This is a genomic window from Burkholderia sp. PR2 (genome assembly GCF_052372875.1).
In the GTDB taxonomy this organism is placed as follows: domain Bacteria; phylum Pseudomonadota; class Gammaproteobacteria; order Burkholderiales; family Burkholderiaceae; genus Burkholderia; species Burkholderia diffusa.
In genome coordinates, this window is the sequence record NZ_JBQRWH010000001.1 from 1,509,188 (window position 1) to 1,522,814 (window position 13,627).

Below are 13,627 nucleotides of genomic sequence, written 5' to 3' on the forward strand. Positions count from 1 at the left end.
CCAGCCGGCCCTTCGGCTAAAATGCCGCACTTTCCATCCTGTCCGGCCCGCTCGCCATGCAACCCGCCTCCCCCGCCCGATCTGCCTCCCACGGCACCGACGACGCCGATTCGTCGCGCGACCTCGTCTATGGCCCCAACGACCGGCCCGCGCCGATGGTCGCCTTCGTCGCCGCGCTCCAGCACCTGCTGGCGATCATCGTGCCGATCGTCACGCCCGGCCTGCTGATCTGCCAGGCGCTCGGCGTATCGAGCCGCGATACGACCCTTATCGTGTCGATGTCGCTGGTGATTTCCGGTATCGCGACCTTCGTGCAGTGCAAGCGCTTTGGTCCGCTCGGCGCCGGCCTCCTGATCGTGCAGGGCACCAGCTTCAACTTCGTCGGCCCGCTGATCGCCGGCGGCAGCGTGATGGTCAAGCAGGGCACGCCGGTCGAGACCGTGATGGCCGCGATCTTCGGCGTCGTGATCGCCGGCTCGTTCGTCGAGATGGGCGTGTCGCGCATCCTGCCGTTCGTGAAGCGCCTGATCACGCCGCTCGTCACCGGCATCGTCGTGTTGCTGATCGGCCTCACGCTGATCAAGGTCGGCCTGATCAGCATGGGCGGCGGCTACGGCGCGATGGCCAACGGCACGTTCGCGAGCGCCCAGAACCTGACGCTGTCGTGCCTCGTGCTCGGCACGATCATCCTGCTGAACCGCGTGCCGATCGTGTGGGTGCGCAGCACCGCGCTCGTGATCGCGCTCGTGATCGGCTATGCCGCGGCTGCGGTGCTGGGCCGCCTCGACTTTACCGGCGTGCATCAGGCCGCGCTGTTCCAGGTCCCGACGCCGCTGCACTTCGGCATCGGTTTCTCGTGGTCGCTGTTCGTGCCGATGCTGATCATCTACCTCGTCACGTCGCTCGAGGCGATCGGCGACGTCACCGCCACCAGCAAGATCTCGAAGGAGCCGGTCGAGGGACCGGTGTGGATGCAACGGATCAAGGGCGGCGTGCTCGTAAACGGCGCGAACTCGCTGCTGGCCGGCGTGTTCAACACGTTCCCGAGCTCCGTGTTCGCGCAGAACAACGGCGTGATCCAGATTACCGGCGTGGCGAGCCGCTACGTCGGCATCTGGATCGCGGGCATGCTCGTGGTGCTCGGCCTGTTCCCGGTCGTCGCGGGCGCGCTGCAGGCCGTGCCCGAGCCCGTGCTCGGCGGTGCGGCGATGGTGATGTTCGGCGCGGTGGCCGCATCGGGCATCAACATCCTGTCCGGCGTCCATCTCGATCGCCGTGCGCTGCTGGTCATCGCGGTGTCGCTCGCGCTCGGCCTCGGCGTGTCGCAAGTGCCGGATATCCTGAACAGCCTGCCGCATGCACTGAAGAACGTGCTGGAATCGGGCGTCGCGACGGGCGGCATCTGCGCGCTCGTGATGAACTGGTTCTTGCCGGAACAGAAGTAACGCTACGGATTCCATCGCAACGCGGCCCGACCGACGGGCCGCGGCGCGCTCGGCGGCTCCCGCTTGGACGGGCGGCCGACTCTCGCTAGAATCGGATCATGCCTCAAGCTCCCGTCTCCACGAATACGCCGGAAGCCAGTGCGGTTCCCGTCAAGGAACGCGCAACCGTCGTCTGCTACCGCGAAGAACAGGTCTTGCTCGTTGCGCGCGTATCGTCGCGCTGGGCGTTGCCCGGCGGCACGATCAAGCGCAGCGAAACGCCGCTCGAGGCTGCACATCGGGAACTGCTGGAAGAAACCGGCATCGTCGGCCAGAATCTCGTCTATTCGATGCAGTTCACCGGGCTCGCGAAGGTGCACCATGTGTTCTTCGCGGAAGTCGGCCCGGAGCATACGGCCCAGGCCAGCAACGAGATCGAGACGTGCAAGTGGTTTCGTATCGACAACGTCGATGCGCTGCGCGCGAGCATCCCGACGAAGCGCATCGTCGAGCTCGTCTACCGGCACGAAATCCTCAAGTAGGTAGACACCCCATCCCCACCGGCTCGCACGAGCCGATATCATGCGCCCACGGTCCGTCGTCGCGTTCCCTTCCGAGCGAGCTGCAGATGAACAGTGCGTACACCTACCGCGGATACACCATCGATGTCCGCTGCGAATTCCGGCTAGACGAACCGCGCGACCACGCGCCGCCACCCGCCACGCTTCGGTTCGGGTTCGTGGCGGTCGTGCAGGTTCGCGCGGCCGGCTGCGCGCCGCGCCTGCTGGCGCCGGTCCGGCTCGGCGACGATGGCGGCCGCCTGTTCGACGACACCCTCAACGCGTTACGCGCGGGCCGGGCGGCCGGCGAAATCATCGTCGACGACCTGCTGGTCGATTCCGGCTCCACCGACGGGCGCGCGCATTCCTGAGCCGGCGGTCGGCCTGGAGCGTTCGGCGCGGAGACGGTGCCCCGACGCTCAGTTCAGGCGTTTTCGTCGTAGTTCGTGAGTGGAATAGACGACGAGGAAGATCCCCAGCATCGCGACGCCGGATGCCATGAAGTCGTTTACGGTTCCCATGCTGTTCAGCGATTTCGGGAAAATGCCGAGACTCAGTCCCGCGGCAGCGAGGATTACGCCTGCCGCCACACCCCACACCGGTCCGGTGGTCTTTTCGATTGTGTTTTTCATACAGCACCCGTCTACAGTCGTTACCTGAACGGTGGCGGCGCATGGCGCACGCGACTACCGTTCGTGCTTCGACTATAGCGGCGAAATAATCGGGGCGGATTCAGTGCTTTCACCGATCAAGTTTTCGCCGATCGCGAAACGGGCCGTGTTCCCGGACGTGATTCATTCGCCGCGAACCGCATTACCGGCCCTTGCATCGCGAATACCGATCGAGAACCGTCAGTCCTTACGCTCCGACGCAGAATTTACGGTTCGTTTCAAAACTGTCCATACTGTGGGCAATTCCCGACGCTATGCTTCGTTGCACCCACAATAACTTCGGAGGGGGACAAGACAATGAACAAGACGTTCTGGAAGGCCGCACTATGTGCGGCAGCGGTGCCGTTGGCGCTCGCAGGATGCGGTGGCGGCGATGACGGCAGCCCGCAAACCGGCACGCTGCATGTCGCGATGACCGATGCGCCTTCATGCGGCTTCGATCATGTCTTCATAACCGTCTCGCAGGTCCGCGTCAATGCGAATGGGAATGCCTCCGACAACGACGCCGGCTGGTCGACGATCACGCTGGCGACACCACAGAAGATCGACCTGCTGTCGCTGACCAACGGCGTGCTCGCCGATATCGGTCAGACCGCGCTGCCGGCGGGCCAGTATCAACAGGTCCGCCTGGTTCTCGCGCAGAACCAGGGCAATACCCTCGCGAACTCGGTCGTTCCGACCGGCGGCACGGAACAGGCGCTCGCGACGCCGAGCGCAACGCAAAGCGGCTACAAGATCATCCAGCCTTTCACGGTTCAGCCGAACACGCTCGTCGACCTCGTGCTCGACTTCAACGCGTGCAAGTCGATCGTCCAGCGCGGCAACGGCACGTACGCACTGAAGCCGGTCGTCACCGCGATCCCGACCGTCGTGAGCGGTGCGATCTCCGGTTACGTCGCATCGGCCGAAGCAGGCGCGACCGTGTATGCGGAACAAGGCGGCAAGGTGGTCCGCGGCACGGTTGCCGACGGTACCGGGAAGTTCGTGCTGTCGCCGCTGATCCAGAGCTCGACGCAAGGCAACTACGACGTCGTGATCGTGCAGAACAACTTCGCGTCAGGCATCGTGCGCTCGGTTCCTGTCGTCGTGAACACGACCACGGCGGTGTCGGCGTCGAACGCGCCGATCACGCTGCCGGCATCGACGATGAGCACGGTCAGCGGCACGGTGACGGCAAGCGCCGATGCGTTCGTGCGTGCATTGCAGACCGTCGATGCAAACGCGTACGAGATCACGTCGATCAACGCGAACATGGATACGGGCGCCTATGCGCTCAATGTACCCACGGCCGCGCCGATCGTCGGCACTTACTCGGGCTCGCTGCCGGTCGCGCTGGCTGCGTCGCCGGGTGCCGCGGCACAATATACGATCGAGGCGGACGCAGCGTCGGGCGCAACGCAATCGACGAACGTCAACGCAACGACCAGCCAGTCGAACGTCAATTTCAGCTTCTGACGCGTCGGCAGCATCATCGAAAGGGCCTCACGGCCCTTTCCTCAATAAACGGGAGAACGAAGTGAAGAAAGGGGTTATCGCATTGCTTGCAGCGGCGAGCGTGGTCGGCGCGCTCAGCGGGTGCGTCGCATACGTGCCGGGCCCACCGGTGGTTATTGCGCCGCAAGGCGGACCGGGGAACGGGTTCTGCCCGCCCGGACAGGCAAAGAAAGGCAATTGCTGATTGCACGAGGCCCGCGTATCGCGGGCCTTCTATTTTCAACGCTGCCGCAACGGGTACGCAGCGAGCCCGGTCAACGCCGCGCCTGCCACGATCGCCATCTCGGCGGCCGTGATCAACCGGCCGCTGACGGTCGCAATCCGGGCGATGTGGAGATCCATCGCGTCGATCTCGCGCCTGAGCCCGGGAAGGACCGTTCCGCCTACGGCCGGCTGCGATGAGACGATTTCCAAAGTGCTTGTCGTCTGGAGCAAGGACCATGCGCTTTGCTCGCTACGAGTCAGCGCGAATATCGACCGGATCGGCCAGACCGCCTGGACGCGCTCTTCGCCACGAACAACAACCCACCGTCGTGGCCCTTGCGTGTCGAGGAAGTCGCGCCGAATCGTCACGACAGCGCTGATGGGAGTATGGTCGCGAACGCGCGCCTGATCCTCTGGCTCAAAATCCTGGGCGTGCTCATCGTAGCGGAACTGGTCCTTGCCACGACGCTGCAATGGGACAGCGCACGACGCCCTATTCTGCAGCGATTGAATAATTCGCATCGCGGTGCGAGTTGAGTCCCGCCGTTGCTTCGCGTTGCAATACTTCCTATTCTTCAGCACATAGCATCGCTCGGGAGATCAGGAATGAAGCGCCCGAACTATCGGTTACTTACTGTGCCTCTCGTCGGGCAACGAAGAAATTCCGACGGTGAGTGGCTGACGCTCGACAAGGGCGACGGCAAAGGCCCGCAACCACATGGAGACATGGCTTGCTGGTACGCAGCCGCGTGCATGGTTTCATATTACTTTCGTCCAGGGCCACGGCTTGGCTTACCGGATGTATGGCGCAAGGATCAGGGGATGGCCCAAGCGTCCATCTCGAAGCTTATCCGTGTCGAGGGCCTCATGCCCCTCGATCCCCCGAAGCCATTCAAAACAGAAGTCACAACGGAGTGGTTGGAAGACGCTCTATGGAGATACGGTCCAATCTGGGCCGGCGGCGCCTTCCACATGGGGCAGCAGCATGCCATTGTCGTGACTGGAGTCAAGGATACAGTTGTCTTTTACAACGACCCTTGGGAGCCGGCCGCAAAGACCATGGATATCAAAATGTTCCGCAGCGCACTGGGCCCCCACGACAATTGCTTATTGGTGAAGGGCTCACTCAAGACGCACTATTAAGTACTCCATTCCGCGCAGTCGGGCAACGACGACCCCGTCCACGATACCGATAAATTCAATCGGCTGTTGTCGACTTTGGGTCGCGTGCATTGGAGCATCATCGCGCGCCTTCTATGAATAATCACCAACGCGCAATATCTCAAGACGAGTTCTGTCGAGGTACCGTCGTCGCTACCGTCAAACTCGATCCAGCGCAATCCGGGCGGAGCCAGCAAACGCCGTTGACCTGAACGCCGGCTGTCTCCTCGTGCCAGTCAGCATGCAACAGGTCCTGCTAACGTTCTGGGAGGAACACAGTGGCCTGCTTCACGCTACTTCCAGGGCAAATAGAAGCCGGTGCACCTCTGCCGCGCGTGGCTGCGGACAGTTCGCTCCTATACCGCTGCATCGCATCGGCCATTGTCTACCCCTGCATGAATGTCCGCATCAGCCGGAGCTGGCGTGCCGACCTGCCTGGGTGATTCACCAAGCATGGCAAGTGCCGTTTCAAAACATTGGCGGCCTCCCCACAGACGGCAATCGCGAATGGCGTACAGGTAGTGACTACACATGGCGTCGAAGCCCGCATTTGCCGATATGCATACCGCGTCCCCGATGGGTCAATTCAGCGTGGACATCAACAGCGTCGGTCGATTTAGGTGGCGCCGGACTGGATACCGAGTATGCTGGAAGCTCATCAGGAGCACTTCATGACTCCCCACGATGTGATCACTGTTTTCGAACAACTGAACGCCGAAGGAAGAGCGATGATCGACATGGACCATGCCTGCGCAGGCTTTGCTGGTTGGCTGGCAGGGGCATGGAACACATTGAGCGAGGAAGACATCGCCCTGCTGACGTCTATCGGTGCGACTCTGTATCGAGAAGGGTACGCGCGGCGATACTAGGCAAGCTCAAGGGCCAGACTTGAAAGTTCGCCCGGCAAGGATAAAGGGCGTATAAGGATCATATGGCCACCCCTCCCGTCAATGCCGAATCGATTCTAGCTCTGTTCCAGCTAGTTGCAGGGCATGAAGAGTGCCGAACGTCCGGCGAGCCGGGAACGATGACGGCGCTACTTGCTCTCGCCGAGCAACTGGCCACCAATCACCAGACGATGTCTGAGGCGAGCTGGGATGCGGCCGTTCGTGTCGGCGGTTTGCTGCTGCGAGCGGAGATGATGAACAACGATGCTGACATGGTAGCGCTCGAGCTTCTAAGTCGGCTGCGGCGCCGGAAATGAAGCGCCCAGCTTGCGGGCACTCCGTCAGTCGGATGTCGCTCGCAGTCGCATCATCATTCGGGAAGTGACCACGCGTCTTGATGATCTTGCGCAGTTGCGTGATCAGACTTTCAATCGCATTCGTAACCGGCATGATATCGCCAGTGCCTCGCGTTCCCTCCGCCTTCGCGCGCTTCGATTGGATCCACCGCCTCGACGTACCCCCACCTGAACGCTGAACACCGACGCACCCGAGTCATCGACGCGCATCTTCCGCGGTCGACGCTGCGCACGCGTGCGAGACCAGGATTTTCCGTCAACCGCGCAGTGAAATATCGGTGCCGTATCGAGAGCGCGCAACCTTGATGAGACATGTGCCGACACTATAATTCTTGAAGGTAGATACGCATTCGAACGATCATTCCGAACTCATCGAAAAAAAAGGACGCATTGCCCCCACCATCCTGTCCGGTCGTCGGATCGGTAAAGTATGATGGTTGCCCCGTCCCGCCAATTCCCGCTGCGCCCATATCGGCCGGATTCTCCATCGTCAGCCGCGCGCGAGCGCAGGAGCCACGCATGCTGGACAACCCGCCCATTACCGAAAATCACCTGCTTGCCGCGCTGCCAGAAGATGAACGAGATCACCTCGCCCCTCACCTGACCCTTGTCGACATGCCGTTGGGAAACGTGCTGTACGAGTCGGGTGGCCAGCTTCATCACGTCTATTTTCCGACCACGTCGATCGTTTCCCTGCTGTATGTGATGGAGGACGGCTCTTCCGCTGAAATCGCGATCGTCGGCCATGAGGGCATGATCGGCGTGGCGCTGTTCATGGGCGGCGAAACGACGCCGAGCCGCGCCGTGGTACAAAGCGCGGGGCAAGCCTACCGGCTCGACGCGCGCATCCTGAAAGAAGAATTCCGGCGCGGCAATTCGATGCAACGCCTGTTGTTGCGCTATACCCAGGCGCTCATCACGCAGATGGCCCAGACCGCGGTGTGCAACCGGCATCACTCGATCGATCAGCAACTGTGCCGCTGGCTGCTGCTCAGCCTCGACCGCCTGCCTTCGAACGAGCTGCGCATGACGCAGGAGCTGATCGCCAACATGCTGGGCGTGCGCAGGTCGGGAGTAACGGAAGCGGCATTGAAGCTGCAAGACGCAGGCCTCATCCGCTACAACTACGGCCATATCGAAGTGCTGGACCGCCCCGGACTCGAAAAGCGCGTGTGCGAATGCTATGGGGTGGTCAAACGCGAATTCGATCGCCTGCTTCCCGATCTGAAGCGACTCTAGCCGCTATCGCACCGCAGATTTCCGTGACGCTCCCGAAGGCGCGAAACAGGAGGATCGACACCTTCGCGCTCTCGACGAAACGGATTACCTACCTTCAGGCTTCCCAGTATTCCGGTCACGCAACGCGCCGATCAGCGCCGCGCAACCTGCGCTAACGGTGCTTGATGTGGTGCGACTTCCGGTGATGCTTTCGATGGGCCGGGCGGGAAATCATCCGGGTGACACCGCCGATCGACGGCGGATCACTCGCGGGGAACGTCCCCTCGACCGCCTCGTCGACATTGCGTTCGCTCTTGCCGCCGTTCGTATGCTGCTCTCGATACCTGCTGCGCATATCCACCTCCGTGGAGCTGAGTGCCGGATGAGGCTGGCCCGGATTCGACGGGCTGCGTGCTGGCGACACGCCAGCGTGGAATGCCGCCGGTCACAACGCCAGCATAGGCCCGATCTGAATATTCCGCCGGGCACGCGCGTGTTTCGCCGCAACACACCGGACACCGCGGGACGAACACGCTCGCGGCTTCGCATCGCCGTCGCATCGACCGGGACCTCGACTCAGCCGGACCGCACTGACAGCCACGCAGCCGGTCCGCGCACGCTCCGGAGCCGCTCCGGATCCGCTCCTCACGCGCACCGACAAACCGTCGGCATCGGACAGACTGAGCCCGCACGTAGAGCTATGCCACCTGACCGAATTCGCCGCTGCCCCAATGAGGCCCGGTAGCTCATCAACGTGTCAACCCTAACTTATTCGCCATCCTCATGATAGCGTCAGGTTGGATGTCGCGACATGCCTGCAGGAGGGCCGACCTAGTGCCTCCGTTCGCGCTTTGTACGGTCTCGTACCGCATCGGCCATTCGTCGCGTGTAGCGTTTCAAATATGCCGGCCATCCGAGGGGACGCGCTCGGCAAGAAACGCTCCGCATCAGCGGACGAACGGCTGGACGCCACCGCACGGCAGGCATGTCGGCCGGATCAGCAAAGCGCCGGGCATTGCTCTGGCGAGGACATCATGTTGCGAAGCATCCGAAAGCTGCACGGAGACACGGTTCGAGCGAAGGACGGCGATATCGGGCACATCCACCAAGCCTACTTCGACGATGACAACTGGTGCATCCGTTACCTCGTCGTCGAGACGGGCGACTGGCTGCACGACAGGCAGGTGCTGATCTCGCCGTATTCCGTCACGCATGCCGAGTTCCGCACGCTATATGTCAACCTGACGCAACAGCAAGTGAGAGACAGCCCGAATCTGGACACGCACAAGCCGGTATCCCGCCAGCACGAAATCGAGATCCTGCGTTACTACAACTACCCGACTTACTGGGGCGGGCCGAACCTTTGGGGAATGGGCGCGTACCCGGCTTTCGATCCCGCCGGGCCGTCGCAGGACCCTGAAGCGGGCGATCCGCTTTTCTCGGGCACCGCGCCGTCCAGCGCACCGGCGGATACGCATTTGCATAGCACCGGCGAGGTCGACAGATATCGGATCGAAGCCACGGACGGACATATCGGCCACGTGTCGGACTTCATTTACGACGACGAAGCGTGGGTGATCCGCTACCTGGCGATCGACACGTCGAGCTGGTGGTCGACCGGCAAGGAAGTGCTGATCGCGACCCACTGGCTCGACCACGTGGACTGGTCAACGAAAACGGTATCGACCACGCTCACGCGCGATGCAATCCGCCGGAGCCCTCTCTACGACAATTCGCAGCTCCTTCATCGAAGCTACGAAATCGAGTTGCATGAGTTCTACGGCAAGCATGGTTACTGGAACGCAGACCGATAACGCAGACCCGCGCGAGGGGCAGCCAACGCAACCCGACCCCGTGCAGGATATAGCGTAACCGGACGCCAGGGAGCACCCGTATGACCTCAACCCGTTTCCCGTCAACCGAAGATTCGCTACTCGATGCGCTCTGCATGAATACGCTGCGCTTCCTGTCGATCGATGCCGTGCAGAAAGCGGCGAGCGGCCATCCGGAGCGCGGCCTCACGCGCCGGGTGTCGAAAGGACGATCGGTCCACTCGCCAGCCTCGCAGTCGGCGAGGACGGCGCGACGCCGTGTTCCAGAATCGATTCCAGCCGTAATCGCCAGAGGGCCCATGGCGAAGGCGCACCGAGCGTGACGCGCGGCGAGCGCGACGCTATCCACGCAGGACATTCAAAGTGACCGAAACGATTGGATGCCTCATCTTCGGGGCCCTGCTGATTTTCATGGGACTCATCGGATCATCGCTCAAGCGCCTGCCGCTGAGCGCGGCCATGGTGTATCTCGGGATCGGCTTTCTGATCGGACCGGCCGGCACCGGCTTCCTGTCGCTGACATTGCCGGACGACGTCACGCATTTGCGCATCGCTGCCGAAATCGGCTTGCTGATCTCGCTGTTCGCGATCGGCCTGAGGCTGCGCGTTCCGCCCGCCGATCGCCGCTGGATGCTGCCGCTGCGGCTTGGCGTAGTCGCGATGATCTTCACCGTCACGGCGATCGCCGCGCTCGGCGTGCTGGCGCTGCATTTGAGTCTCGGCGTCGCGGTACTGCTGGGCGCGATGATCGCGCCGACGGATCCCGTGCTCGCTCATGACGTCGGTGTGCGCGACGCGGGTGACGTCGAACTGGTGCGTTTTTCCTTATCCGGCGAAGGCGGAATCAACGACGGCACCGCCTACCCTTGCGCGGTGATCGGCCTGCTTGTGTGCGGGTCTGGCACGATGTCGGAGCTTCACTTGAGCATGGTCGGCGGCATTGCATGGGGTGTCACCTCCGGCGTGGGCGCCGGCTGGCTGCTGGGCTTCGCCACCGCCCGGCTCGTCGCATTCCTGCGCAGCCGGCACGGCCAGGCCCTCGGCCTCGAAGGGTTCTTCGCGCTGGGCCTGATCATGCTGTCATATGGCGTGGCGCTCGCCATTCATGGCTACGGGTTCCTGGCCGTGTTCGCCGCGGGCGTCGCGATGCGGCGCGTCGAGCATCGCACGAGCGGCCGGAAGACGTCGAAAGAGACGGTCGGCGTCGTGGACAGCGAGGATGTCGAAGCCACCTCCACCGACCCCGACAAAGCTCATGCCTTCGTCGCTGAATCGGTCATGGGATTCACGATCGAGCTGGAACACATCGCCGAAGCCGTGCTGATCCTGCTGATCGGCGCGCTCGTCTCCCGCTATTGGACCGATATGCTCACCTGGACGGGCGCGGCCGTGGTTGCGTCGCTGCTGTTCGTCATCCGGCCGGCCGCCACCTGGCTTGCGCTGATCGGTTCCCGGGCGTCGCGCCACCAGCGCCGGCTGATTGGCTGGTTCGGCATCCGTGGCGTGGGTTCCCTGTATTACCTGATGCTGTCCCTCGAGCAAGGGCCGCGCGCGGAAGTGTTGCCGCTGGTTCCGCTGGTACTGGCCCTGATCGCCGTGTCGATCGTGCTGCACGGCATTTCAGCGACACCGCTCATGCGCCGCTATGCGTGAGATCCGGGCGGACGCCGCGGGGCGCTGCATGCCGGCGTCGAGCGATCCAGTGCGATGCCCCGGCGCCGGTTCGTCACGTGCATCGACTCTTTCGATCTCAAAATGGACGAGCGCGGGCGTGGAGTCTGTCCGGCAAAGTACCGGGCGCACGCGGGTCACGGCGGACATCGCCGAAAAGCATCTGCATGAAGATTTGAAGCGACGCTAACCGCCACTGCACGGCATCGTACCGACTCCCCCCTTTTTCTCGCCCATTCTGTGTCTGCACGCATTCGCGGCAGTGGTCGATATCGATACACGGCACGCTCCAGTCAGGAGGATCTATGAAACAACATTCAGGCACACCACTTGATCAACGCGATCAGGCGACCCGGCAGAAGCAGCGGGAGGATCTCGCCCGCGCCGACATCGAGCGGTCCGAAAGGCGCATCCGTCAGGATGCCGGCATCAATTCGAATGCGAGCAAGTGGCGCTATTTGCGCCCCGACAATCGGGCGAAATGAGCGGCACGTGCACGCGCCATGGCACGCCGGTGTCCTGTATCGCAGGTCGCGGGCGGCCCGGGATAATCACGCATACCGGCGCAGGCGCATCGAGAAATCGGCGATCGCCTTGATGCCGCTCCGCTCCGCGCAACGGCACCAATCCTGCAACTGAACCAGCAATTGCTCGTGCGACGCGTGTGACCACGTCCATAGCTCGAGCAACGCCTCGTACATATCGACGTACACACGCATTCGCCGGTTGGCATTGGGGCTCGTCAGCGCCCGCAGATCGGGCTTGCCCCGATGGCCCCAGGCCTGGCGCAGCCAGCGTTTCATGGCGAGCGCGAACGCGCGCTTGTCGTCGCGGCTCATGTCCTTGATGCGGCGCAGCTCCCGCCGGCAGGCGGGTTCGAGCATGCGCGCATAGGCGGCCATCACCGCATGCCGGTTGCGGATGACCGCTTGCAGCGTTGCGTCGTCGACCACTGCCTTGTTCGGGAGCAGGCGCGGCTTCGTTGCGACTCGCCGAACGGTCGCCAGTCTGAACGCCGCCAGCAGGCGGATGTACAGCCAGCCGATGTCGAACTCGAACCATCGGTTCGACAGCCTGGCGGACGTCACGTATGCATGGTGATTGTTATGCAGTTCTTCCCCGCCGATCAGGATGCCTAGCGGGAAGAGGTTGGTGCTCGCATCGGGCGTCGCAAAATTCCGGTAACCGCTGAAGTGGCCGCAACCGTTGATCACGCCGCCGGCCCAGAACGGAATCCACATCATCTGGATCGCCCATGCCGCCACGCCGGGGAGCCCGAACAGCCCGACGTCGATCACGGCGAGCAGCCCGACGCCGAGATTCGGATAGCGGGCATAGACGTGGCGTTCGAGCCAGTCGTCCGGCGTGCCCGATCCATACCGGCGCAGCGTTTCCTCGTTCCGCACTTCCTCCCGGTACAGTTCCGCGCCGCGAAGCAGCACGGTCGCGAGGCCACGGGTTCGCGGGCTATGCGGATCCTCCGGGGTCTCGCTCCTCGCGTGATGCTTGCGATGCACCGCGACCCACTGCATGGTCAGCATGCCGGTCGTCAACCACAGCCAGAACCGGAAGAAGTGGCTGACGCACGGGCGCAGATCCAGCGCCCGATGCGCCTGACAGCGGTGCAGGTACACGGTCACGCTGATGATGGTGACGTGCGTGAGCGCGAACACGACCCACGCAAGCTGCCACCAGGACAGCCTCAGCCCGCCGTTCAGGAGAAATGCCGACATATCGGTCGCACTCCGGGTCGCGCACGTATCCGCGCGCGCTTCGCCGTGACGGCGAGTGCGCGTGCCGATTCCCTACCGTTCGGCCGGCCTATTTCCCGACCTGGTTGCCGACAACGCCGCCGACGGCCGCGCCGCCCACCGTGCCCAACGCACTGCCGCCCGTCAGGACCGCGCCGGCGACGCCACCGACACCCGCCCCGATCACGGTATCCGTTCCGCGGCGAGACATACCGCCGCAACCCGCCAGCACGACAATCGTCAACGTGACTATCGCCATCTCGACTGCCACGGAATGTAGCTTTCTCATGATCATCCCCTCGGGTTGCCGCCGCGCCGTCCGATCCGGCACGACGCACGCAAACCCATGCGCTGACATCCCGATGAAATTCGGGACGTCGGTTCATGATGGGCGGTAC

Annotated in this window: 17 protein-coding genes; 12 read left to right on the forward strand and 5 right to left on the reverse strand. The window is 63.1% G+C overall.

All coding sequences use genetic code 11. The features are described from left to right. Nucleotides 1-56 precede the first annotated feature (56 nt). The 3 genes from ACT2FV_RS06530 (at nucleotide 57) to ACT2FV_RS06540 (ending at nucleotide 2,355) form a co-directional block, all read left to right on the forward strand. Nucleotides 57-1,445 (forward strand): nucleobase:cation symporter-2 family protein, encoded by a 1,389-nt coding sequence (locus ACT2FV_RS06530; RefSeq protein WP_059598749.1) that lies wholly within the window; start codon nucleotides 57-59, stop codon nucleotides 1,443-1,445. Nucleotides 1,446-1,543: 98 nt separating this feature from the next. Then, complete coding sequence (locus ACT2FV_RS06535; protein ID WP_059598748.1) at nucleotides 1,544-1,966, forward strand: NUDIX hydrolase; 423 nt, start codon at nucleotides 1,544-1,546, stop codon at nucleotides 1,964-1,966. An 86-nt stretch (nucleotides 1,967-2,052) separates the two neighbouring features. Further along, on the forward strand, nucleotides 2,053-2,355 hold the full coding sequence (locus ACT2FV_RS06540; RefSeq protein WP_151048745.1) for a hydrogenase maturation factor: 303 nt from the start codon (nucleotides 2,053-2,055) through the stop codon (nucleotides 2,353-2,355). 48 nt (nucleotides 2,356-2,403) lie between these two features. On the opposite strand, the gene ACT2FV_RS06545 is transcribed toward ACT2FV_RS06540, so the two are convergent. After that, a complete protein-coding gene (locus ACT2FV_RS06545; RefSeq protein ID WP_059598746.1) occupies nucleotides 2,404-2,616 on the reverse strand; it encodes a hypothetical protein in 213 nt (70 codons plus the stop codon). Between the two features lie 336 nt (nucleotides 2,617-2,952). Between ACT2FV_RS06545 and ACT2FV_RS06550 the strand changes: the two genes are divergently transcribed. Continuing rightward, nucleotides 2,953-4,110, forward strand: coding sequence for a DUF4382 domain-containing protein (locus tag ACT2FV_RS06550; RefSeq protein ID WP_124628419.1), 1,158 nt, complete (start codon nucleotides 2,953-2,955; stop codon nucleotides 4,108-4,110). A gap of 258 nt (nucleotides 4,111-4,368) precedes the next feature. On the opposite strand, the gene ACT2FV_RS06555 is transcribed toward ACT2FV_RS06550, so the two are convergent. Continuing rightward, nucleotides 4,369-4,875, reverse strand: coding sequence for a hypothetical protein (locus ACT2FV_RS06555; protein ID WP_151048747.1), 507 nt, complete (start codon nucleotides 4,873-4,875; stop codon nucleotides 4,369-4,371). A gap of 84 nt (nucleotides 4,876-4,959) precedes the next feature. On the opposite strand from ACT2FV_RS06555, the gene ACT2FV_RS06560 reads away from it, so the two are divergent. The 4 genes from ACT2FV_RS06560 (at nucleotide 4,960) to ACT2FV_RS06575 (ending at nucleotide 7,996) form a co-directional block, all read left to right on the forward strand. Continuing rightward, nucleotides 4,960-5,496: a papain-like cysteine protease family protein gene (locus ACT2FV_RS06560; protein ID WP_124628425.1), complete on the forward strand. Its 537-nt coding sequence runs from the start codon at nucleotides 4,960-4,962 to the stop codon at nucleotides 5,494-5,496. Nucleotides 5,497-6,158: 662 nt separating this feature from the next. Next, nucleotides 6,159-6,383, forward strand: a complete 225-nt coding sequence (locus ACT2FV_RS06565; protein ID WP_409360410.1) for a hypothetical protein — start codon at nucleotides 6,159-6,161, stop codon at nucleotides 6,381-6,383. A 62-nt stretch (nucleotides 6,384-6,445) separates the two neighbouring features. Continuing rightward, complete coding sequence (locus tag ACT2FV_RS06570) at nucleotides 6,446-6,718, forward strand: hypothetical protein (RefSeq protein WP_444503492.1); 273 nt, start codon at nucleotides 6,446-6,448, stop codon at nucleotides 6,716-6,718. 558 nt (nucleotides 6,719-7,276) lie between these two features. After that, entirely contained in the window at nucleotides 7,277-7,996 is a 720-nt protein-coding gene (locus tag ACT2FV_RS06575) for a Crp/Fnr family transcriptional regulator (RefSeq protein ID WP_124628431.1), read from the forward strand. A gap of 151 nt (nucleotides 7,997-8,147) precedes the next feature. On the opposite strand, the gene ACT2FV_RS06580 is transcribed toward ACT2FV_RS06575, so the two are convergent. After that, complete coding sequence (locus ACT2FV_RS06580; RefSeq protein ID WP_082728783.1) at nucleotides 8,148-8,330, reverse strand: hypothetical protein; 183 nt, start codon at nucleotides 8,328-8,330, stop codon at nucleotides 8,148-8,150. 679 nt (nucleotides 8,331-9,009) lie between these two features. Between ACT2FV_RS06580 and ACT2FV_RS06585 the strand changes: the two genes are divergently transcribed. From ACT2FV_RS06585 to ACT2FV_RS06600, 4 genes are all read left to right on the forward strand, one after another. Then, a complete protein-coding gene (locus ACT2FV_RS06585; RefSeq protein ID WP_444503903.1) occupies nucleotides 9,010-9,789 on the forward strand; it encodes a PRC-barrel domain containing protein in 780 nt (259 codons plus the stop codon). Nucleotides 9,790-9,869: 80 nt separating this feature from the next. Then, nucleotides 9,870-10,130, forward strand: a complete 261-nt coding sequence (locus ACT2FV_RS06590; RefSeq protein WP_444503920.1) for a hypothetical protein — start codon at nucleotides 9,870-9,872, stop codon at nucleotides 10,128-10,130. Between the two features lie 40 nt (nucleotides 10,131-10,170). Beyond that, a complete protein-coding gene (locus tag ACT2FV_RS06595; protein WP_226114905.1) occupies nucleotides 10,171-11,460 on the forward strand; it encodes a cation:proton antiporter in 1,290 nt (429 codons plus the stop codon). A 323-nt stretch (nucleotides 11,461-11,783) separates the two neighbouring features. Beyond that, the gene (locus ACT2FV_RS06600) at nucleotides 11,784-11,963 is read left to right on the forward strand and encodes a hypothetical protein (RefSeq protein ID WP_082728782.1); all 180 of its coding nucleotides are present in this window, start codon (nucleotides 11,784-11,786) and stop codon (nucleotides 11,961-11,963) included. 66 nt (nucleotides 11,964-12,029) lie between these two features. Here the strand turns inward: ACT2FV_RS06600 and ACT2FV_RS06605 are convergent, their stop codons facing one another. Together ACT2FV_RS06605 and ACT2FV_RS06610 are read right to left on the reverse strand one after the other, a co-directional pair. Beyond that, complete coding sequence (locus ACT2FV_RS06605; protein WP_444503493.1) at nucleotides 12,030-13,211, reverse strand: DesA family fatty acid desaturase; 1,182 nt, start codon at nucleotides 13,209-13,211, stop codon at nucleotides 12,030-12,032. Between the two features lie 88 nt (nucleotides 13,212-13,299). After that, nucleotides 13,300-13,587, reverse strand: coding sequence for a glycine zipper 2TM domain-containing protein (locus ACT2FV_RS06610; RefSeq protein ID WP_341774564.1), 288 nt, complete (start codon nucleotides 13,585-13,587; stop codon nucleotides 13,300-13,302). Between the last annotated feature and the right edge of the window lie 40 nt (nucleotides 13,588-13,627).